General features: G+C 64.1%; 22 protein-coding genes, 2 tRNA genes and 2 pseudogenes. 12 read left to right on the top strand and 14 right to left on the bottom strand.

Translation table 11 applies throughout. The annotated features are described in order from the left end of the window. Positions 1–49: 49 nt before the first annotated feature. From MUB46_RS01640 to MUB46_RS01605, 8 genes are all read right to left on the bottom strand, one after another. Positions 50–1,318 (bottom strand): PAS-domain containing protein, encoded by a 1,269-nt coding sequence (locus tag MUB46_RS01640; RefSeq protein ID WP_261614115.1) that lies wholly within the window; start codon positions 1,316–1,318, stop codon positions 50–52. A 201-nt stretch (positions 1,319–1,519) separates the two neighbouring features. Beyond that, entirely contained in the window at positions 1,520–1,672 is a 153-nt protein-coding gene (locus MUB46_RS01635) for a hypothetical protein (RefSeq protein ID WP_261614114.1), read from the bottom strand. 2 nt (positions 1,673–1,674) lie between these two features. Next, positions 1,675–2,016, bottom strand: a complete 342-nt coding sequence (locus MUB46_RS01630; RefSeq protein WP_261614113.1) for a hypothetical protein — start codon at positions 2,014–2,016, stop codon at positions 1,675–1,677. Between the two features lie 11 nt (positions 2,017–2,027). Beyond that, the gene (locus MUB46_RS01625) at positions 2,028–2,177 is read right to left on the bottom strand and encodes a hypothetical protein (protein ID WP_261614112.1); all 150 of its coding nucleotides are present in this window, start codon (positions 2,175–2,177) and stop codon (positions 2,028–2,030) included. A 3-nt stretch (positions 2,178–2,180) separates the two neighbouring features. Then, positions 2,181–2,441 carry a hypothetical protein gene (locus MUB46_RS01620; protein ID WP_261614111.1) on the bottom strand — a complete coding sequence of 87 codons (261 nt, stop codon included), beginning with the start codon at positions 2,439–2,441 and terminating at the stop codon, positions 2,181–2,183. Between the two features lie 42 nt (positions 2,442–2,483). Then, the gene (locus MUB46_RS01615) at positions 2,484–2,717 is read right to left on the bottom strand and encodes a hypothetical protein (RefSeq protein WP_261614110.1); all 234 of its coding nucleotides are present in this window, start codon (positions 2,715–2,717) and stop codon (positions 2,484–2,486) included. 88 nt (positions 2,718–2,805) lie between these two features. Next, positions 2,806–2,964 carry a hypothetical protein gene (locus MUB46_RS01610; protein WP_261614109.1) on the bottom strand — a complete coding sequence of 53 codons (159 nt, stop codon included), beginning with the start codon at positions 2,962–2,964 and terminating at the stop codon, positions 2,806–2,808. Positions 2,965–3,619: 655 nt separating this feature from the next. Continuing rightward, positions 3,620–3,694 (bottom strand) — tRNA-Thr (locus MUB46_RS01605). Positions 3,695–4,177: 483 nt separating this feature from the next. Between MUB46_RS01605 and MUB46_RS01600 the strand changes: the two genes are divergently transcribed. The 12 genes and pseudogenes from MUB46_RS01600 to MUB46_RS01545 all read left to right on the top strand — a co-directional run. Next, a complete protein-coding gene (locus tag MUB46_RS01600; protein WP_261614108.1) occupies positions 4,178–4,672 on the top strand; it encodes a DUF2948 family protein in 495 nt (164 codons plus the stop codon). Between the two features lie 13 nt (positions 4,673–4,685). After that, a complete protein-coding gene (locus MUB46_RS01595) occupies positions 4,686–5,162 on the top strand; it encodes a UPF0262 family protein (RefSeq protein WP_261614107.1) in 477 nt (158 codons plus the stop codon). Positions 5,163–5,165: 3 nt separating this feature from the next. Beyond that, positions 5,166–5,621, top strand: coding sequence for an arsenate-mycothiol transferase ArsC (locus tag MUB46_RS01590; RefSeq protein WP_261614106.1), 456 nt, complete (start codon positions 5,166–5,168; stop codon positions 5,619–5,621). 322 nt (positions 5,622–5,943) lie between these two features. After that, entirely contained in the window at positions 5,944–6,570 is a 627-nt protein-coding gene (locus MUB46_RS01585; RefSeq protein WP_261614105.1) for a Maf-like protein, read from the top strand. 37 nt (positions 6,571–6,607) lie between these two features. Then, positions 6,608–8,119 (top strand): AMP-binding protein, encoded by a 1,512-nt coding sequence (locus tag MUB46_RS01580; protein ID WP_261614104.1) that lies wholly within the window; start codon positions 6,608–6,610, stop codon positions 8,117–8,119. 128 nt (positions 8,120–8,247) lie between these two features. After that, positions 8,248–9,054, top strand: a complete 807-nt coding sequence (locus MUB46_RS01575) for an SDR family NAD(P)-dependent oxidoreductase (RefSeq protein WP_261614103.1) — start codon at positions 8,248–8,250, stop codon at positions 9,052–9,054. Positions 9,055–9,066: 12 nt separating this feature from the next. Beyond that, complete coding sequence (yacG, locus tag MUB46_RS01570) at positions 9,067–9,285, top strand: DNA gyrase inhibitor YacG (RefSeq protein WP_261614102.1); 219 nt, start codon at positions 9,067–9,069, stop codon at positions 9,283–9,285. Positions 9,286–9,418: 133 nt separating this feature from the next. Then, positions 9,419–9,494, top strand: a tRNA-Phe gene (locus MUB46_RS01565). A gap of 287 nt (positions 9,495–9,781) precedes the next feature. Beyond that, a pseudogene (locus tag MUB46_RS01560) lies at positions 9,782–10,151 on the top strand (transposase); the annotation flags it as partial. A gap of 319 nt (positions 10,152–10,470) precedes the next feature. Further along, positions 10,471–11,016, top strand: a complete 546-nt coding sequence (locus MUB46_RS01555) for a hypothetical protein (protein ID WP_261614101.1) — start codon at positions 10,471–10,473, stop codon at positions 11,014–11,016. Positions 11,017–11,288: 272 nt separating this feature from the next. Next, positions 11,289–12,266, top strand: a complete 978-nt coding sequence (locus MUB46_RS01550; protein WP_261614100.1) for a hypothetical protein — start codon at positions 11,289–11,291, stop codon at positions 12,264–12,266. A 72-nt stretch (positions 12,267–12,338) separates the two neighbouring features. After that, a pseudogene (locus MUB46_RS01545) lies at positions 12,339–12,862 on the top strand (transposase); the annotation flags it as partial. Between the two features lie 19 nt (positions 12,863–12,881). Here the strand turns inward: MUB46_RS01545 and MUB46_RS01540 are convergent. The 6 genes from MUB46_RS01540 to MUB46_RS01515 all read right to left on the bottom strand — a co-directional run bounded on the left by MUB46_RS01540 (position 12,882) and on the right by MUB46_RS01515 (position 19,506). Further along, complete coding sequence (locus MUB46_RS01540; RefSeq protein WP_261614099.1) at positions 12,882–14,423, bottom strand: tripartite tricarboxylate transporter permease; 1,542 nt, start codon at positions 14,421–14,423, stop codon at positions 12,882–12,884. A gap of 12 nt (positions 14,424–14,435) precedes the next feature. Beyond that, a complete protein-coding gene (locus MUB46_RS01535) occupies positions 14,436–14,867 on the bottom strand; it encodes a tripartite tricarboxylate transporter TctB family protein (protein WP_261614098.1) in 432 nt (143 codons plus the stop codon). A gap of 119 nt (positions 14,868–14,986) precedes the next feature. After that, a complete protein-coding gene (locus MUB46_RS01530; RefSeq protein WP_315902701.1) occupies positions 14,987–15,913 on the bottom strand; it encodes a Bug family tripartite tricarboxylate transporter substrate binding protein in 927 nt (308 codons plus the stop codon). A gap of 271 nt (positions 15,914–16,184) precedes the next feature. Continuing rightward, positions 16,185–18,872, bottom strand: coding sequence for a sensor histidine kinase (locus MUB46_RS01525; protein WP_261614096.1), 2,688 nt, complete (start codon positions 18,870–18,872; stop codon positions 16,185–16,187). Further along, positions 18,872–19,144, bottom strand: coding sequence for a hypothetical protein (locus MUB46_RS01520; protein ID WP_261614095.1), 273 nt, complete (start codon positions 19,142–19,144; stop codon positions 18,872–18,874). The genes MUB46_RS01525 and MUB46_RS01520 overlap by 1 nt, the downstream gene beginning before the upstream one ends. Next, positions 19,141–19,506 carry a response regulator transcription factor gene (locus MUB46_RS01515; RefSeq protein ID WP_261614094.1) on the bottom strand — a complete coding sequence of 122 codons (366 nt, stop codon included), beginning with the start codon at positions 19,504–19,506 and terminating at the stop codon, positions 19,141–19,143. Before MUB46_RS01515 ends, MUB46_RS01520 begins: the two co-directional genes overlap by 4 nt. Positions 19,507–19,688 lie beyond the last annotated feature (182 nt).

Here is a 19,688-nt window from a genome sequence, read left to right as displayed (position 1 = left end):
TCTCGGTTCGGTGCATTCTCTTCCGTAAAGCCGCCTTTTCCGAAGCCGGTTAGTGCAAACGCTCTTTCAATCGTGAGAGCACCTCTTCCAGGATCGAGATCGCTTCGCGCCGGTCCTGCTTCGTCAGATCAACGAGCACGCGCAGGCCCTCGCGTTCCCGAAGGATGACCCTGTCGTCCTTGGCCAGTTCATCATAGGTGTCGACGATCCTGTAACAGTTGATCGGTCGCGCAAATCCTTTCAGCGTGATCGGCGGCTGAGGTTCGGTGAGAACCACGTCCTTTACCAACGCATTCGTCTCGTACGACAGGAAAATGCTTCCGGGTTCCGCAGCCGACTGAAGCCGAGCCGCGAGATTTACCTCGCGGCCGATAATGGTGTAGTCGAAGCGGTCGTGGCTACCGAAATTTCCCACGGTACAAAATCCGGTGGAGATCCCCATTCGGACATGAAATGGCCGCTGCAGTCCCCGGTCTCGCCATTCCTGCTCGAGTTCGCGCATTCGGCATTGCATCGATATCGCCATCTTGACGCACGTTTCGGCATCCTCTTTGACCCCCCTGGTTTCCGGGTCGCCGAAAAACAGCAGCATCGCGTCGCCGATGTATTTGTCGATGGTGGCTCCGTACCGAAAAGCGATTCCCGACATCTCGGACAAATAGTGATTCAGAACGTCCGTCAGTTCCTCGGGTTCCATGTCGTCGGTGGCTTCGGTAAAGGCGGCTATGTCCGAAAAGAAGACCGTAAGCTTCTTGCGCTTCGAGGGCATCTCCACATTCTGATCCCTCCCGAAAACCGATTGATAGATCTGTGGCGACAGATATTTCGACAGTTTGGACGACAGCGTTGCCAACTTCCGGTTGGTTTGTTCCGCTTGCCGCCTGCCTTCGAGAACGGCGCGCTCCGCCTGCTTTTGATCCGTCACGTCGGTCATTACCGTAACCGTGCCTCCATCTACAGCGTCGCGACGCCACACTCTGTAGATCCGGCCATCGGGGGTATGGTCTTCGAAACTCTTGCCGGAGGGGTTCCGCAGTCCGTCCAGCCGATCCGCGATGAGCGCATCGACGTCGCCTTCGCCATAGTATCCCCTGACGGCCAGCCACTTCAGGAAGGCGGCATACGGTTCTCCTGGTTGAAGCAGGTCCAGGGGCGCGCCGTACATTTCTATTAAATTGTTGTTGCAGCATACAATATTCATATGCCTGTCTGTATAGATTAGTGCGCCGGTAATATGTTCTAGGACGACCTTTAATTGGGATTCTGAATCGATTGCCTCTCTCGCGAAAGGTGTGTCGATGGCTTGTCTCTGTTCCATGGCAGGGGGATTCCCTTATGCAAATCCATATTTCATTTGATTAATCACATTCTTGATTTTCTTAATGTAAATCTATTTTATAATGAGAATCGTGCGGACATAGCGATTGGTGGCTATTTGTAGTCGCGATGAATAGGTGAAATTTAAAACTACACTATAGTATTATCCTGGTGGGTGGGTTATGCTTTCCGGCGAATGCCTCTATTTTAGGCCTAATCTCTGGATGCCGGCCTTGCCCGACTGGATCATTTCGGATTGCCGAAGATATTTCGGTCCGGCGAGCTTTTTTGTTTTCTTCTCGGCGGCCTTCTGCTTCTTCGGTTCCTTGGTGCTGCGTTTCTGGCCTTTTGCCATGATCATTCATCCTTGCTTGGCGGGGCTTGCGTATCTGTAGGGCTGCATGTCGGAGGCGCCAGCAGCCGCTCGAAGTCTTCCAATAGATTGGCGATGAGCGTCTTGCGCCGCGGGTCCTGTGCTTCCGGCGTTGCCGCGAAGAGCGCGAGCAGATAGCGCGCCTTCTCCACCGCCTGGCCCCAGTTCGCGGCTGGCGCGGAAACCAAGAATTTTTCGAGTTCTTCCTGGTGGGCCTTGAGCCTGGCGCCGTCGGCCGCGACCTCGCTGACCAGCCGCCGCAATTCGGTAGCCTTTTGCGCGGCCATTCCGCGATGCTTGTCGAGCTCGATGGTGTGATCCGTCATGATGGCCTCGATTACCAGGACAAGACGCCGGAACTGTTCAGCGCTTCGATGGCGGCGTCTGGCACCAGCAGCAGGCAAATGCCTGTCATGACCACAATGGTCAGAAAGGAATAAAAACAGGACGCGCGCTTGGCGCCGGTATCAAACCGATCGAAGTGCATGGTTCACGTCTCCGTGGTTCGATTGTCTCGCTCTTTCTTGTCCGGCAGCAGCCGCGCCGCGCGGACGACCGGCGCCGCGATTGGAACGAGTTGGTAGGAGCTGGGGCCGCGTCCGGCCTTGGGAAGCACGATCGACGTCGATACGACGCGAAAGGCGAGGAACGACAGTCCCTCGATGGCCTCTTCGACGGTGACCACCTCGTAGCTTCCCGCGGCCTGGTCGCGACCGAGACCTTCGACGAAGAACGGCTCTGCGAATGTCACGATATCTCGGGAAACACGTTCGCCCATCTGAATTGACCGTTCCTAGGACTCGATGTCTTTCAGCCAGAGGTCGACGTCCCGTTTCGCCTGGTCGGGAGGAAGATTGTAGCGGCTCCCGACGGTGGTGATCAGATCGGCGGTCGTCGCTATGCGGGCATAGTCGGCCGTGGTCAGCCGCTCCCATCTGGCTTGGGCGGCGGCGATATGGTGTCGAATGATCTGGCGGCTGCTGGTTGTTCGAGCGGTCGTTCGGACCGGTTCAGTGTCATTGAACATCGAAATATCCACGCGTTCCGTTGTGATGTTTTGGGCCGGGTGGCGGGGGCCGCGAGAAGCGGCCCCCGTTTCGTTTTCACCGGTCCGGCTACTTGCGAGGCGATCCGTTCTGGTTCGCCTGTGCGCTCTTCGTCCCGGCCTTTTGCTCGGGCTTCGGAGTGCCGGCGGGCTTTGCGGCACCCGGATTGTCGGGCGGGGCCTTCGTGGCGTCCTGAGCGGTTTTGATGGGAGTGTTTTCGGTAGCCATGATTCCCTCCTTTGGGGACAGGCTAGTAGAGCCACAGCACAGGATTGCGCTGAAAGGCTCGGCGCAGCAGTCAAGCTGCGTCATGGGCAGCCCGGCGCGTCTCTGGCGCGCTCGGCACGAAGACCGAGGTCGACAGGCGACGCTGACTGGGTTTCATTGAATAAAAAAACGAATTATCTTCGTCTGCGAGGTATTATGGGTTCGTATTGCGCAGACGATCTGACGCGTCTAAATCACGATTATACCCGAAACTTCTCGAATTTTGTTTGGAGACCGGGTCGTGATTATTTGCCGCCGAGTTTCCACATATGGGACTCGCATCGCAGATTGTCAAGGGGATCGATCGAACGCCTTGTGTGCGGACTTGGCGAAAACCACCGGATTGCTCCCGCAATGTCCACCCGAACGAACCCGAGCGCCCCCGGAAAAACCTGTTGTTTCCCAATGACTGCGACTGCGACCGTTACGTTGGCATCGTAGGGGGCGCTGGTTCAATCCCAGCCGCGCCCGCTGATCAAATCCGCGAACGTTCTGCGAACCATTCCACGGATTTTTCACGACTCGAGCGCGCGTGTTCCTGCCACGTTCTGCCGAACTAGGCCGAGCGGCGAGATGGCGCGAAAGCAATAGTGTATTGATCTGTAAGGAGTTTTTGTGGTGCCCATGGCGTGGATTGAACACGCGACCTCTCCCTTACCAAGGGAGTGCTCTACCACTGAGCTACATGGGCGCCGGTGAAGCGGGCGGAAACTGCCACAGGGGGACGGCAAGCGCAAGCGTCCTGGCGGCCGTTCTTGCAAGACTTCCAAAACGGGCTGCGGATCGCCTAAATATAGGTATGACAGGCGACGACGCGAAGACATCCGAAAAGCCGAAAAAGGAGGCCCCGCAGGGGCGCGAGGAGCGGCTTGCCGCAGCGCTCCGGCAGAACCTTGCCCGGCGCAAGGCGCAGGGGCGGGCGCGGAAGTCCGCCGGTGACGATGGGCCGGACCGGCAATAGGGTGATTGACGCGAGGGGCGGGTGATTGACGCAAGGGGCCGGCGAATGATGCACCGGGCCGCGCGCCGGCCTGACGCTTGAACCGGTGCTTCTGCGCACCGATATCGGGGCCGGAGCGCCGTTGCGTGCCCCATCCGAAGCCGCTAACACAGGGTGCGGGGCCGGAATTGTGAGGTCCCGAGCCGCATTCGAGAAGCCGTAGCGTATCAGAATATGAGCAAGCTCAAGCTTTTCGCGCTCGATGCCGAGGATCTCGAGGTCGTTTCCGCGCATTTGCAGGATGCGGTTGCGCGCGTCGGCGATATCGCCTGGATGCCGGCACAGAAGCGTTTCGTGGTGATCGTCAACCGGTTCGACTGGGCCGAGGCCGGCGCCGCGCGCGATCCCGGCCATCACCGTCGCCGCACGGCCCTGCATTTCGAACGGGTCGCGGCGGTGCGCCGTCGCGGCATCCGCCAGGACAATCCCGACGCCGTTCTCAACCTGCTGGCGATTCGCTTCGAGGAAACCGATACGCCCGGTGGATCGGTGGACCTGGTCTTTTCCGGCGGGGCGGAGATCCGCCTCGACGTCGAATGCCTGGAGGCGCGACTGTCGGATCTTGGTCCGGCCTGGTCGACGGCGTCGATTCCCGCGCACGAGTCGTCCGAGGCGCCCGGCGGCCCTCCCGGCGGAACCCCGGGCGAGACGTCGGGCGGCGGCGCGTGACGGGCACGCGTGCATGAGCGCATCGCCGAACCGGCTGGTCGCGGTGGAGCTCGACGAGGAATCGATCGGCCGGGGCTCTCCCGATATCGAGCATGAGCGGGCGGTCGCCATCTACGACCTCCTCGAGGAAAACCACTTCGCGCTCAACGGCCATGACAGCGGCCCCTATCAGCTCAGGCTGTCGATCCAGGAAAAGCGGCTCGTTTTCGACATTCGCGACGAGGCCGGCGGGCCGGTCGTCACCCATATCCTGTCGCTGACGCCCTTTCGCCGCATCGTGAAGGACTACTTCCTAGTCTGCGAGAGCTACTATCAGATGATCCGTACGGCCAGTCCGAGCCGCATCGAGGCGGTCGACATGGGGCGGCGCGGGATTCACAACGAGGGGTCCCGTATCCTCACCGAGCGGCTTGAGGGCAAGATCGACGTCGATTTCGACACCGCCCGGCGGCTCTTCACCCTGATTTGCGTATTGCACTGGAAGGGCTAGCCAGTGTCCGGGGGGGCACCGCGGTCACCATCCGCCGTCCTGTTCGCATGCGGCATGAACGCCGTGCGCTCGCCCATGGCCGCCGCCATCACGCGCCACCTCTTCCCGCATTCCATCTACGCCGCCTCGGCGGGGGTGCGTGAAGGCGAGCCCGATCCCTTCGTCACCGCCGTGATGGAGGAGATCGGTATCGATCTGTCCGACCACCGCCCGCACACCTTCGAGGATCTCGCCGACACCTCCTTCGACCTCGTGGTCTCGCTGGCGCCGGAAGCGCACCATCGCGCGCTGGAGATGACCCGCACCAACGCCTTCGATGCCGAATACTGGCCGACGGAGGACCCGACGGTCGTCGGGGGCAGCCGCGAGCAGCGGCTAGACGCCTACCGGCGCGTCCGCGATATCCTGATGCAACGCATCAAGCAGCGCTTCCGCTGGCAACCGCCGCCGTCGGGATAGGCCTGTTTTCCGGCGGTTCGCGAACGGAAACGCGGGCGCCGCTGAGAAAGGAAGCAGTTCACAATGCCCCCGCGATCCGCTAATTTCCGCCCGGATTTGCTCGGTCGAGACGGGGGATGCCGAAGGAGGACGCGCGAGTTTTGGCGGGGCCGGGCTTTGGCGGTCCCGGATGCTCGCGAACATGTCTCCTATGGCCTCACCTGGGCCTTCTATGATCTCCTCGAGGATCGAATCACCTGCCGTTTCAACTAGGTTGTGGTTTCACGCGCTCTGGGCGGATCGATTTGCCGCTTCGGACGTCCATTAGACGGACCAACAAACGATGACCGGACGCCCGACACTCGTCCTCGCCAGCGGCTCGCCGCGTCGCCTCGCGCTCCTGCAGCAGGTCGGCATCGAGCCGGATGTCCTGCGCCCCGCGGACGTCGACGAAAAGCCGAGCAAGGGCGAGACGCCCCGCACGCTGGCCAAGCGGCTGGCGCGCACCAAGGCCGAGATCGCGCTCCGCCAGGCCGAAAGGGACCCGGAGACAGCCGGCGCCTTCATCGTTACCGCCGATACCGTGGTTGCCGTCGGCCGTCGTATCCTGCCCAAGGCCGAGATGGTCGACGAGGCGGCGAACTGCCTGCGGCTGTTGTCCGGCCGCAACCACAAGGTCTTCACCAGCGTCTGCGTCGTGACGCCGACCAGGGCGATCCGGCAGAAGCTCGTCGAGACGCGGGTGCGCTTCAAGCGGCTTGACCGCGAGGAACTGGAAAGCTACCTCGCCTCGGGCGAATGGCGCGGCAAGGCCGGCGGCTACGCCATCCAGGGGCTCGCCGGCTCGTTTGTCATCAAGCTGATCGGTTCCTATTCCGCCGTCGTCGGCCTGCCGCTGCACGAGACGGTGTCGATGCTGCAGGGCGACGGCTATCCCGTCTACTTCAACTGGCTGAGCGGACCTGTTTAACTAGCGGCAGACGAGGTCCCGCACGGTCGGAGGCAGGATGAACGTAGCGGCATGGCTGGCCCGGGCCGGTAGGAGCTTCCCGAACAATCCGGCGGTCGCCGTCGGCACCACGATCCACCAGGACTATGCGGCGTTGACGGACCGGGCCTCGCGGCTCGCCGCCGGGCTGGCGCGTCTCGGCCTTGCGCCCGGAGACCGTGTCGCCATCGTCGCCAGGAACGGCCCGCACTATGTCGAGTGCATGTTCGGCATCTGGTGGGGCGCCTTTGCCGCGGTTCCGGCCAACGCCAAGCTGCACGGCGCCGAACTCGCCTGGATGCTGGTCAATGCCGGCGCCACCGTCTGCTTCGCCTCCGCAAAGGAAGCCGAGACGATTGCCGCGCACCGTCCCGACGGCCTCAAGCACCTGATCGAGATCGGGTCGCCGGAATACGAGGGCCTGTTCCGCGACGAGGGCGGCCCGCTGAGCGACGCCGGTCCGGACGCGCTGGCCTGGCTGTTCTACACCTCGGGCACCACCGGCCGGCCGAAGGGGGCGATGATCACCCATCGCAACATTGCTGCCATGACCTTCGGCTATCTCGTCGATGTCGACCCGACGAAGCCGACCGACACGATCCTGCATTCGGCGCCGATGAGCCACGGCTCCGGCATCTACATCATGCCGCATGTCTGCTGCGCCGCGCTCAATGCGGTGCCGGAATCGGGCGGCTTCGAACCCGACGAGATCTTCCGGCTGATCGAGGCGCGTCCCGGCACCTCGATGTTCGCCGCCCCGACCATGATCAAGCGCATGGTCGACCATGGCGGCGACGTCGACCCCTCGGGCCTGCGCACGCTCGTATGGGGCGGCGCGCCGATGTATGTCGAGGACGTGAAGAAGGCGCTCGACCGGTTCGGGCCGCGGCTTGCGCAGATCTTCGGCCAGGGCGAATCGCCGATGACGGGCACCGTCCTGTCGAAGGCGATCATCGCCGACCGCGCGCATCCGCGCTGGCTCGAACGCATCGGCTCGGCCGGGCTCGCCAATTCCGCCTGCGAGGTTCGCGTCGCCGGTGCCAACGACGAGCCGCTTGCCGTCGGCGAGACCGGCGAGGTGCTCATTCGCGGCGATTGCGTTGTCCCCGGCTACTGGCGGAACCCTGAGGCGAGCGCCGAGACGCTGCGAAACGGCTGGCTGCACACTGGCGACGTCGGCGCGATGGACGAAGACGGCTTCGTCACGCTCAAGGACCGGTCCAAGGACATGATCATCTCCGGCGGTTCCAACATCTATCCGCGCGAGATCGAGGAGGTGCTCCTGACCCATTCGGGTGTGCGCGAGGTCTCCGTGATCGGCCGCCCGGACCCGGACTGGGGCGAGATCGTCGTCGCCTACGTGGTCGGCGAGGCCGGCGCGCCCGAGCTCGACCGGCTGTGCCTGGACAGCATCGCCCGCTTCAAGCGGCCGAAGGACTACGTTTTCGTCGACGCGCTGCCGAAGAACAATTACGGGAAGATCCTCAAGACCGAGCTGCGTCAGCAGGACGATACGCGCCGCAAAGGCTGAGCCGCCGGGGTGCGTGCGGCGTCGCGCGGCGTTCGCCCCGCCGCCTGCCCCTGTGGCGGATGCGTATTGTTGCATGCAGCCGTCAGCCGCTAGTCTTCGCCAAGCAGGATATCCCAGGGAGGGGTGCGATGGCTGGACGGCTGGAAGGCAAGGTGGCGCTGGTTATGGGAGCGGGCTCCGTCGGCCCGGGCTGGGGCAACGGCAAGGCGACCGCCGTCCTGTTCGCGCGCGAGGGCGCCAGCGTGCTCTGCGCCGACATCAATGCCGATGCGGCGCGGGAGACCGCCGACATCATCCGCGGCGAAGGCGGGGCGGCGAAGGCGGTCGCCTGCGACGTCGCCGACCACGCGGACGTGCGCGCCACCGTCGAGGCGGTCATGCGCGAGTGGGGCCGGATCGACATCCTCGACAACAATGTCGGCATCGCCGAGGTCGGCGGCGTGGTCGAGCTGCCCGAAGCCGAATGGGACCGGGTCTTCGACATCAACCTGAAAAGCGCCTTCCTTGCCATGAAGGAGGCGATTCCCCACATGGTGCGCCAGGGCGGGGGTTCGATCGTCAACATCTCGTCGATCGCGGCGATCCGCTACACCGGCGTGCCGTATGCCACCTATTACGCGACCAAGGCCGCGCTCAATCACTTGACCCGGACGACCGCGGTCCAGTACGCCCCCGACAAGGTCCGCGTGAACGCGGTTTTGCCGGGCCTGATGAAGACGCCGATGGTGGAGAGCTCGGCCGGGCTGGCCGCGCGCTACGGCGAGGGCGATGTCGAGGAGATGTGGCGCGTGCGCGACGCTCAGGTGCCGATGGGACACATGGGCGACGCCTGGGACGTCGCCAACGCGGCGCTCTATCTGGCGAGCGACGAGGCCAGATACGTCACCGGCATCGAGCTCGTCGTCGATGGCGGGATCACCCTGAAATACAGTTGAAGGACCGGCGCGGTGAGCGAACGCAAGGTTACGGTGGGGACAACCCGCACACAGACATGCCCGATCTGCGGCGAGCCGACGGTGACCGAGCACCGTCCGTTCTGCTCGCGCCGCTGCGCCAATATCGACCTCAACCGCTGGCTTTCCGGGGCCTACGCGATCCCCGTCGTCGAGGATGAGGACGAGGATGGCGGTCCGCCGACGGAAGGCGAACCCTACGGGCAGGCCTGAGCGATCCGGCGGCGGCGAAAAAGCATCGCGGCAATGTGATGGCCACGCTGGACAGCCGCTATCGGATTGCCTATAAACCGCCCGCTTCCCCTTGACCGCTTCGGCGCACGCGCCGCGCGGATCAGCATGGAACGCCCAGGTAGCTCAGTTGGTAGAGCATGCGACTGAAAATCGCAGTGTCGGTGGTTCGATTCCGCCCCTGGGCACCATTCTCCTGATCTCTCCTGATCTCTCCGCAGTCTCCGCTTACACACTCTCTCCGTAGTCCGTAGTTGCTCGGGCGCGCCGCACGTCAGCAATTCGGGCGGCAAAAGGCGGGCACGGATAGGCTGTTAGTGCCTTATTAGCGCGCTAGAGCGCGTCTGGTGATCGATGAATCGATCGTGATGCGACGACGTGGTTTGGGATGATTCAATATCCACCTTGATGGAGGTGGACTATGGGAAGAGCCCTGAGCGGGGACCTTCGGTCACATGTCCTGAAGGCGTCGGAGGAAGGCATGACGGCGCCCTTTGTCTACGACGGCGCCATGAGCGGCAACGTGTTCCTGGCCTATGTCGAGCAGGTTCTGGTCCCGACCCTGTCAAAGGGCGATGCCGTCGTGATGGACAACCTGCCCGCCCACAAGGCCGCCGGCGTTCGCCACGCGATCGAGGCTGCAGGGGCAAGCCTGCTCTCCCTGCCGCCCTACAGTCCCGACTCCAATCCCATCGAGAACGCCTTCGCCAAGCTCAAGGTGCTGCCACGACCAAAAGGCCGAGCGCACCATCGCCGCACTGTGGAACACGGTCGGATCGATGCTCGACCTCTTCACCCCAACCGAATGCTCCAACTACTTCAAGGCCGCAGGAGATGACCCGATTTAAACAGGACGCGCTCTAGTACGAGCGCACTCTGATCGGCCTGCCGGTTGGTCCCGGCCGACACGGCATGCCGAGCACGGGCCCGGGCGCGAAAGAAACCCTGCACGGCCATCCGGTCCCCCGATGGTCGCTGTTTCTGTCCTCATTGAACCCAGGGCATGCGCCCATGAAGCCACCTCGTTCGGCTCACACAGGTCAGTTTCCACTCTATCGCTCAAGTTTCGGCGACGCCCCGTCCGAACGGATGGGGCGGCGTCCCGGCGCCGGTGCTAGAGCCTGCCGCAACGAACACCGGCACCACCAGAACCAACGGACAGGGACCATGACATCATCACCAAGGCTGTTCGGGCTGTTTGCCTGGACCGTTCTTGCATTTCCTTTTCTTTCGGGCGCGGCATGGGCGCAGACAACGGTGCCCATCGGCACGGTTGAGGCCACCATCGACGGCGTGTCCTATCGCGGCGAGACCTTGCATGTCCCCTCGGAAGGCACAGCCACGGCGGAAATCCGCAGCTTCGGCCCCATCCGCATGGTGTCTATCCAGGCGCACGACCCTGAAGCCGAGAGCATTATGCGTGGTGTGCTGAGTGTCGACTTCGGTCCGGTCAGCGGGTCCGACGCATCGGGCGCCGACGCGTCGGTGAGTTATTTTCCCGAAGGGATGCGGAACTTCTACGTCAGCGACGAGGACCCCGCCCACGCCTCCGTTACCGTAGAGACCTTGGCTATTGAGGGCGAAAAGGGCAGCGCACGCGGCGCGTTCTCCGCGGTTGTGTGCAAGCGCGAAAGCGCAATGTCTGAACTCGATACCGAGGACTGCATCACGGTCGAGGGGACCTTCGACACCGCGCTTCATCTCGCGGGCTGAGCGGCGCCAGGAAAAGAAAACGAAGCGATGTGAGATGTCAGTCTCGGACGATCCGTCGGGGCCACGATCAAGACCTTGCCATGCCTTCCCTTGAGCGTGGCAGTCTCTTTCGGGTTCACCCCGGCCTTCACCCAGCCTGACGAACCCGGTCGCTACGAATTCCGCAATCTTAACCTCTTCACTCAGGCGGTGCTCGGCCGCGCCATCAGCGATGTGGCGTAAGGCAAGCAGTACAGTGAACCGACCTGCGTTTGCACAGTTCCGGAGGCATGATGAAAACCTCAACTGCAATTGCCCTGCTCTCAGGGATGGCGGTAATGACAGGACTTGCTCCATTTACCGTCCATGCCGATCCATCCGCGCAGTTCGTCAACGAGGGCGGCTACGCTGCGGTGGAGCCGGACCGGTTATGGGATGAAATCAACAAAGCCCTTTCCCACGCCAGCCCGCAATCGGCCTTTTTGCCTGCTGCCGACATCGGTCCGATGCCGTTGGCCGTTATTGCCCTCGACATGTCGGAACATGGGCTGGAAAGCGTACGTTATCGAATCCGCTATGGGACCAACTGGATCGACGCCCCGCCGAGCGCGGCTCCCCTCCCAATCAGCTATATCGAAGTGGTCCGCTTCAATCTCGGACCAGCCATTCGCCACGATCTCATTGGTGCGCTCGGTGAGGAACACGTAGCGGGCGAGGAAGAATTCGGGGTGGGCCCACATGTGGGATGGCGGCTGGTTACCCGGCCGGTCATGGGCAATCGGGCCATGATCATGGCCGCCGGGCGCATGGAAATGGGGATGCAGGCGGCACAAGGCGAAGTGTGCCTTGGTTCACCCTGTCTCGACGCGCGGCCGAGTATCGAAACCGCCGCTGCGTGGGGAGAAATGGAACCTGTCGGCGCCGTTTCCCAAGGTCCATGGCCGGACACGTCGGGCAATGTCGTTGCACCGGTGACAGCCACCAATCTGCTGCTGGGCGAGATCGACAACATCGAGACGGACATGGCACCGTCCGAGCCGAAGATTCCCGACTGGGCGATCGAAGCGGTCATCGAAGTCAACCTCGGACAGGATGAAGGTCTGGACGCCGCCTATCGGTGGGATGGCTTGCTCGATGATTCGGTTGCTGCGATTTGGGAGAGATTGGCGTCGTTTTCGACGGGCAGCGGGGAACCAGCAGTGTTTCGTGCCAGCGCCTATGAATGCGCCCGCGGACCCGAATTTGCACCGCCAGGCGCGTTTTGCCCGTGAGCCAGCCCTGAGTACTTGAGCCTCCCCGACCGAATTGGTCCACCGTTATGTTTAGAACACGGAGGACCCGAGATGACGAACAAAGGACACAAGCCGGAAGAGATTGTCACGAAGCTAGGGCAGGTTGATGTGCTTGTCGGACAGGGAATAACGCGTGTGGATGTGATCCGGGAGGTTCGCATTACCGAGCAGACCTGGTACCGATGGCGAAAGCACTTTGGGGCTATGGGAACCGACCAACTTCGGGAACTCAAACGGCTTCAATAATCAAACGAGCGTCTGCGCAAGGCAGTCTCTGATCTGACGCTGGACAAGCTGGTCCTGACCGAGGCTGCACGGGGAAATTACCGAGCCCCTGGTGTCAGCGCGCCTGCATCGACCGTGTCCGGGCGCGACTGGCGGTGTCGGAGCGGCGGGCCTGTCAGGTTCTCGGCCGGCACCGGTCCACCCAACGGCACTGCCCGAAAGGACGTGCAGACGAGGAACGTCTGGTGCCGACACGATCGAACTGGCCCGGCAATACGGACGCTACGGATACCGCCGGATTGCTGAGCTGCTACGAGAAGCGGGGTTGCAGATCGGCGATGAGCGTGCCGACCGCCCTTTAACGCCCGCTCAGTCGACGATGCTTCCCTCCTCGTCCTTGCGCATCGCCATGCGGCGGCGCAGGAGGGGGGCAAGGAAGACCGGCAGGACGAAGCCGACGACCGCGATCAGCCACAGGCCGATCGACAGCGGCGAGGCCAGCAGCGCGCTCCAGTCCCCGTCCGAGATCGTCAGGGCCCGGCGCAGGTTCGCCTCCATCAGGTTGCCCAGCAGGACGCCGAGGATCACCGGCACCAGCGGCACGTTGAGCTTTCGCAAGAGCCAGCCCAGGACGCCGAACACGATCATCACCAGGAGATCGAAGGTGGAGCCGGAGATGCCGTAGATACCGACGAAGGAGACCATCGCCACCACCGGCATCAGGATCCGCGGCGGCACCAGCAGTACCCGCACGAACAGCCCCACCATCGGGATGTTCATCGCCAGCAGCATGAAGTTGCCGATGAACAGCGCGGCGATCAGCCCCCAGACCACGTCGGGATTGTTCTGGAACAGCAGCGGGCCCGGCGTGATGTTGAGCGCCAGCAGCATGGCCAGCAGCACCGCCGTGGTTCCCGATCCGGGCACGCCGAGCGCCAGCATTGGCACCAGCGCGCCGCCGGCGGCGGCGTTGTTGCCGGCCTCGGGCGCCGCGACACCGCGCGGGTCGCCGTTTCCGAACCGGCCGTCGCGGTCCACCAGCCGCTTCTCGATCGAATAGGAGATGAACGAGCCCAGCGAGGCGCCCGCGCCCGGCAGCACCCCGGCGACGAAACCCAGGAAGGACGACCGCAGCATCGTCGGCGTACAGGATTTCAGCAGCGCCAGCGGCGGGACGATGCGGCCGATCCCGACCTCGGCCGCCTTGCCCTTGCCGGAGCCCTCGCCCCTGTGCTCGAGGAAGATGAACACTTCGGACAGCGCGAACAGCCCGACGATGGCGACCAGGAAGTCGATGCCGTCGTAAAGGTGCACCTCGCCGAAGGTCAGCCGCGGCACGCCGGTCTGTCCGTCGACGCCGACCATGGCGATGCCGAGGCCGAGCGCGGCGGCAAAGGCCGATTTTGCCTGGTTCTGCGCGGCGATGCCGCCGAGCGTGGCGAAGGCGAGCGCGAACAGCGCGAAATACTCCGCCGGGCCGAACAGCAGCGCCACCTTGACCAGGAGCGGCGCCAGGAAGACCAGGCCCCAGGTGGCGAGGAAGGCACCGACGAAGGACGCGACGCCGGAAATCGCCAGGGCCTCGCCGGCCCGGCCCTGCACCGCCATCGGGTAGCCGTCGAGCGTCGTCATCAGGGCCGGCTCGTCGCCGGGAATGTTGAGCAGGATCGACGAGATCCGGCCGCCATACATGGCGCCGTAATAGACCGAGGTCAGCAGGATCATTGCCGCGACCGGATCGAGGCCGAGGGAGAAGGCAAGAGGGATCAGGATCGCCACCCCGTTCGCCGGACCGAGGCCCGGCAGCGCCCCCATCACGGAGCCGAGGAAGCAGCCGATCAGCGCCAGCGCCAGGTTCTGCCATGTCAGCGCGATGCCGAATCCGTCCGCCAGGAGGGCAAGCGTGTCCATTGTCTGCGACCTTCAGAAACCGAGCGGTCCGCGGGCCAGCGTCAGGCCGAGGACGAGGTGAAAGACGGCGTAGATCCCCAGCGATGTCAGGATCCCCGCGATCACGGCGTAGAGCGGCGCGGTGCCCAGCCGCCAGGTCAGCACCGCCGAGGCGCCGGCGGTCGCGATCACGAAGCCGGCCACCGGCAGCAGCAGCGCGTAGGCGACCATGACGACCACCGCGCCGGCGATCTCGGCGAAGCGGCCAATTGAGGGCCAGTGCGGCTCGGCATCGGGACGCAGCAGGATGACGATGCTCGCCAGCCCCAGCAGCACGCCGATGATGATCGGGAACGTGCGCGGGCCCACCGGGTCCGAGATAAAGCTCAGTTCGATCAGGGTGGCGCTCCAGATGTAGAAGATCGCCACCGCAAGGCCGGCCGCGCCGAGGATGCGGTCGCTCATGGTTCCCTCCCGTGGCGCCGTCCCGTGCGCCACTTGTCGATTTGTTTCGGGCCGCAGGCGGCGCCCGACAGTTGATAGTCGATAGCCGATAGCCGACAGCCGCCTGCGATCCGGTCGGACTACTTGATCAGGCCGATCTCGCGCGACAGGTCCTGGATTTCGGCAACCGATTGGGCGACGAACTCGTTGAACGCCGGTCCGCGCAGGTTGAGGGGCGCCAGGCCGCTCTGTGCCATGACGTCCTTCCATTCCTGGGAATCGTAGACCTTGCCGATCGCCGCGACCCAATAGTCGTACGCGTCGGGTGACATGCCGCCCGGGCCGTAGAAGCCGCGCCAGTTGGCGCCGATCACGTCGATGCCCTGCTCTTTGGCCGTCGGGAAGCTGGCGAAGTCGCCCTCGAGCCGGTCCGGGGCCAGGACGGCGATCACCTTGATGTCGCCGGAATCGACGAAGCCCTTGGCTTCGGAGGCATCGCCGGTGAAGGCCTGGACCGAGCCGGCGAGAAGCTGCGTCACCGCCTCGCCGCCGCCGTCGAAGGCGACGTACTTGATCGAGCGGACGTCGTCGATCCCCGCCCTCTTCGCGGCGAGCAGGACCTTGAGGTGGTCCCATCCGCCGACTGCGGAGCCGCCGGCGATCGAGACCGAGCGCGGGTCGGCCTTGATCTGGTCCATCAGCTCGGGAAGCGTATTGATCGGGCTGTCCTTGGCGACCGCAATGATGCCGTAGTCGGCGCCGACGCTGGCCAGCCAGCGCACCTGATCCATGGTGTTGCCGGGAAAGGCGCCCTGGGCGAGCCTGGTCGCCGTCGCGGATGAGGCGGCGACGATCAGGTTGTCGTCGTCGTTGCGCTTGTTGACGACTTCGGCAAACGCGACGCCGCCGCCGCCGCCCGCCAGGTTGGTGACCTGCACGGTGCCGGGGACGGCGCCCAGATCCTGCATCGTCTTGCCCACCTGCCGGCACGTGAAGTCCCAGCCGCCGCCCGGGTTGGCCGGGGCGATGCATTCGGGATTGCTCGGCTCGAAGGCGAGCGCCGGCATGGCGAACGTAATACAGGCCAGCGCGCCGGCCAGGACGACGCTGCGTGTCGGAACGATCAGTGTCATGAGGTCCTCCCTTGTCTAATGCCGTTTTCGGCTTTGGCGATTGAACGCGAGGCCAGAATAGCACGGCCGTTACTTTAGGTATGACTCGGCAGCCTGTCGTTTTTATTTGGCCGCCGTCAATCACGTCTGTCGATCGCGGGTGGTCCTTGCCGGTGCCTTTGTGCCGGCCGGTTCGATGTCGCCGGCACCAGCCGGTCGGCGCCCGTCACCTGGTTTTCCGTTCCGCCGGCAACCGGATCTCGAAGGTCGCGCCGGGTCCGCCGCCCGGTTTCAGGATTACGTCGCCGTTGAACTTGCGCAGGATCTCGCGGCTGATCGACAATCCGAGGCCGCTCGAGCCGACGTCCTGGCGCCCGCCGCCGCGGCCGAACTTCGAGAAGATCATCTCGCTGTCGCTGTCGGGGATGCCCGGTCCGTTGTCGGCGATCGACACGACGTAGGTTCCGTTCTCGCGGCGGCTTGTCACCTCGATGCGCGGCGCGGCGGACGTATTGTATTTCACGCTGTTGTTCAAAACGTTCAGGAACACCTGGGTGAGGCGGCCGAAATCGGCCATCACCGTCACGTCCTTCGCCCGCGCGTCGGCGAGAACCTGCACCCCGTTCTTCTCGGCCAGCACGGAGATCGACGCGAGCGCCCGCTCGAGCGCGGCATCGGCATCCACCGGAACCAGGGTCCAGGACACCTTGCCGCTTTCCAGGAAGCTCAGGTCGAGGATCTCGTCGAGCAGCTTGGTGAGCCGCAGGCATTCCTCGTTGATGATCGTCAGGAACCGCTTCGCCTGCGCGCTGTTGACGTCCGGCGTCTCCAGCAGGATCTCGGAGAACGAGCGAATTGACGTCATCGGCGTGCGCAGTTCGTGGCTGACCTGCGACAGGAAGTCGTCCTTCTGCGCCGACAACGTCTGCAGCTTGGTATTGGCCACCCGCAACTGCCGCGCGGTGCTCTCCAGTTCCGCCGATTTCTCGGTCAGCTGCTGGCTGTACTCGAGGATCTGCGCCGTCTCGTCGGCGATCTTCATCAGTTCGGTCAGGCTGATCGTGCCGCCGCCGGCGACCTGCGAGACCATCGCGTGGGCCGATGCCGCGCCGACCGAACCCGCGAGCTCGCGTTCAAGCCGCGACACGAAGGCGTCGTCGGCGACTGGCAGGCCGCTGCGCAGGCCCTGGGCGCGGGCGATGTCCGCGAACAAGAGGCGTGCCGGTTCTGCGCCGAGAATGCGCTGCGCCAGGACGAACAGATCCTCGACCGGCGCGGTGCGATGCAGGACGCGCGGCGGCTCTCCCGGCCGCATCCGGAACACGTCCACGAACAGCGCCCCCTGCAGCCGCTCCAGGGGCGTCGGCCGGGTCACCAGGGAGACGAAGACGAACAGCGCCGTGTTCGCCGCGATGCTCCAGAACAGCGCATGGACCAGAGGGTCGTCGATGGTCAGGCCGAGAAAGGCCTCTGGCCGAAGCAGGCCGATGCCGAATGGCCCGTGCAGGACCAGTGACTGGACGAAGTCGAACTCGGCGCGGAAACTCGGGATCAGCAGCATGTAGGCCCAGGCGGCGAACCCGGCGGTCATGCCGGCCAGCGCGCCGTAGCGCGTCGCGCCCCGCCACATGACGCCGCCGACCGCCCCGGGCAGCACTTGGGCGATGCCGGCAAACGCAATGAGGCCGATCGAGGCGAGCCCTTCCGATCCGCCGGTCAGGCGGAAGTAGATGAAACCGAGCATCAGGATCCCGGCGATGCTGATCCTGCGGCTTCTCAGCAGCAGCCGGCGCACGTCGCCGCTGGTGTAGTAGTCGGCTTGCGACACCTTCAGCGCCACCGGCATGACGATGTGGTTCGACACCATCGTCGACAGCGCGATCGCCGCGACGATCACCATTGAGGTCGCCGAAGAAAAACCCCCGATGAAGGCGAAGGTGGCAAGCCCCTCCTGGCCCGCGGAAAGGGGCAGCGTAAGCACGAACATGTCAGTGTTCGAGCCTTCGGGCATCTGCGTCAGGCCGGCCGCCGCGATCGGCAGCACGAAGATAGACAGAAGCACGAGATAGAGCGGGAACAGCCACGATGCCGTCGCCAGATGCTTCTCGTCGACGTTCTCGACCACCGTCACCTGGAACTGGCGCGGCAGGCAGATGATCGCGGTCGCCGACAGGAAGGTCAGGGCGACCCAGCGGCTGCCGAACACGTCGTTGGCGTGCAGCAGTTCCGGCGATACCCGGCTGAAGATGTCGCCGATCCCGCCGGAGATGCCGTAGATGGCGAACAGGCCGACGGCGATGAAGGCGAACAGCTTGACCAGTGCCTCGACCGCGATCGCGGCGACGACGCCGTGGTGGCGTTCGTTCGCGGTGACGTTGCGGGTGCCGAACAGGATGGTGAAGAGTGCCATGCCGGCCGCGACCCAGAAGGCGATGACGCCGTCGTTCAGCCCGTCGCCCTCCGTATTGCCGATGATCACGCGAAAGCTCGTCGTCACCGACTGGAGCTGCAGCGCGATGTAGGGCGTGGTCGCGATCACCGCGATCAGCGTCACGAACACGGCCAGCGTCGGGCTCTTGCCGAAACGCGACGAGATCAGGTCGGCGATCGACGTGATCCTGTGCACCCGTCCGATGCGGACGAGCTTGCGCAGGATCCACCACCAGCCGACGAAGACCAGCGTGGGCCCGAGATAGATGGTGGCGAACTCGAGGCCGTTGCGGGCCGCCGATCCGACGGCGCCGTAGAACGTCCAGGACGTGCAGTATATCGAGATCGACAGCGTGTAGACGAGCGGCGACTGCAGCCAGCCGATCCGGCCGCGCTGGGCGCGGCGGTCGACGACGAAGGCGACCAGGAACAGCAGCGCGACGTAGGACAGGGAAACGAAGAGGAGCAGATTGGCCGAAAGCATCACGCCTCCGGGGGAGCGGTTTCGCTTGTGCTGTGGGGGGCGGTCTGCATGGCGCGGCGCAGCGGGCCGGCGAGCCGCCACGCGATCAGGATCAGCGCGAACCACACCGCGAACAGATAGAGGACGATGAGCGGGATGCCTGCGAGCGCGGAGTCGGTGGCGAAGATCTGTATGAACGGCGGCATCAGCAGGAACACACCGGCGAAGGGCAACACCATCGCCGCGTCGGAAAACCGCCGGCGTTCCAGATCCGGGTCGCGGTCGTTGGTCACGGCGCCAGGCTCTTCACGATCGAAACCACTTCGGCGTTCGAGAACGGCTTGGTCACGAAGGCGTTGACGCCGATGGCCTCGGCGGTACGGCGGTCCTGCTGCTGCATCTTCGCCGTCAGCATCACCACCGGCAGCGCTTTCAGCGCCGCGTTCGCCCGGATCGTCCGCAGGATCTCGAAACCGTCGATCCCGGGCAGCATGACGTCGAGGATCAGCAGATCCGGATGGCCTTCCTCGATGCGATCCAGCGCCTGCGCGCCGTCGAGCACCGACGTCACCTCGAAACCCTCCCGCTCCAACAGAAACGACAGCGACTCGACGATATTCTCTTCGTCTTCGACGATCAGCACGTGCCTGGGCAAAGGCCCGTTTCCCCCTTCGTAATCGGTTTTGTTTCGCCGCGGTTGTGTCCCTTCCTGCCCCAGACACGTTCGCTGCGCTGGTTTTGATTCTTGGTCCGAGACTACGACGCCCGGTCGGCGGAACGCGACCGGGCAATTCGTATGAGGGGCCGCGTATTTCGGGGCGCGGCGCGGGTTCATAT

The sequence above is a fragment of the Microbaculum marinisediminis genome, assembly GCF_025397915.1.
Taxonomy (GTDB): domain Bacteria; phylum Pseudomonadota; class Alphaproteobacteria; order Rhizobiales; family Tepidamorphaceae; genus Microbaculum; species Microbaculum marinisediminis.
Note: the sequence above shows the minus strand (reverse complement) of the source record. Positions and strands in the feature narration are given on the sequence as shown.

Excerpts from the sequence above, each read along its gene's own strand:
- MUB46_RS01600 (WP_261614108.1), top strand. The coding sequence starts at position 4,178 with ATGAGCAAGCTCAAGCTTTTCGCGCTCGATGCCGAGGATCTCGAGGTC.
- MUB46_RS01625 (WP_261614112.1), bottom strand. The coding sequence starts at position 2,177 with ATGCACTTCGATCGGTTTGATACCGGCGCCAAGCGCGCGTCCTGTTTT.
- MUB46_RS01610 (WP_261614109.1), bottom strand. The coding sequence starts at position 2,964 with ATGGCTACCGAAAACACTCCCATCAAAACCGCTCAGGACGCCACGAAG.
- MUB46_RS01585 (WP_261614105.1), top strand. The coding sequence starts at position 5,944 with ATGACCGGACGCCCGACACTCGTCCTCGCCAGCGGCTCGCCGCGTCGC.
- MUB46_RS01580 (WP_261614104.1), top strand. The coding sequence starts at position 6,608 with ATGAACGTAGCGGCATGGCTGGCCCGGGCCGGTAGGAGCTTCCCGAAC.
- MUB46_RS01630 (WP_261614113.1), bottom strand. The coding sequence starts at position 2,016 with ATGACGGATCACACCATCGAGCTCGACAAGCATCGCGGAATGGCCGCG.
- MUB46_RS01575 (WP_261614103.1), top strand. The coding sequence starts at position 8,248 with ATGGCTGGACGGCTGGAAGGCAAGGTGGCGCTGGTTATGGGAGCGGGC.
- MUB46_RS01595 (WP_261614107.1), top strand. The coding sequence starts at position 4,686 with ATGAGCGCATCGCCGAACCGGCTGGTCGCGGTGGAGCTCGACGAGGAA.
- MUB46_RS01530 (WP_315902701.1), bottom strand. The coding sequence starts at position 15,913 with ATGCCGGCGCTCGCCTTCGAGCCGAGCAATCCCGAATGCATCGCCCCG.
- MUB46_RS01555 (WP_261614101.1), top strand. The coding sequence starts at position 10,471 with ATGACATCATCACCAAGGCTGTTCGGGCTGTTTGCCTGGACCGTTCTT.
- MUB46_RS01540 (WP_261614099.1), bottom strand. The coding sequence starts at position 14,423 with ATGGACACGCTTGCCCTCCTGGCGGACGGATTCGGCATCGCGCTGACA.
- MUB46_RS01615 (WP_261614110.1), bottom strand. The coding sequence starts at position 2,717 with ATGTTCAATGACACTGAACCGGTCCGAACGACCGCTCGAACAACCAGC.
- MUB46_RS01535 (WP_261614098.1), bottom strand. The coding sequence starts at position 14,867 with ATGAGCGACCGCATCCTCGGCGCGGCCGGCCTTGCGGTGGCGATCTTC.
- MUB46_RS01640 (WP_261614115.1), bottom strand. The coding sequence starts at position 1,318 with ATGGAACAGAGACAAGCCATCGACACACCTTTCGCGAGAGAGGCAATC.
- MUB46_RS01525 (WP_261614096.1), bottom strand. The coding sequence starts at position 18,872 with ATGCTTTCGGCCAATCTGCTCCTCTTCGTTTCCCTGTCCTACGTCGCG.
- MUB46_RS01550 (WP_261614100.1), top strand. The coding sequence starts at position 11,289 with ATGAAAACCTCAACTGCAATTGCCCTGCTCTCAGGGATGGCGGTAATG.
- MUB46_RS01635 (WP_261614114.1), bottom strand. The coding sequence starts at position 1,672 with ATGGCAAAAGGCCAGAAACGCAGCACCAAGGAACCGAAGAAGCAGAAG.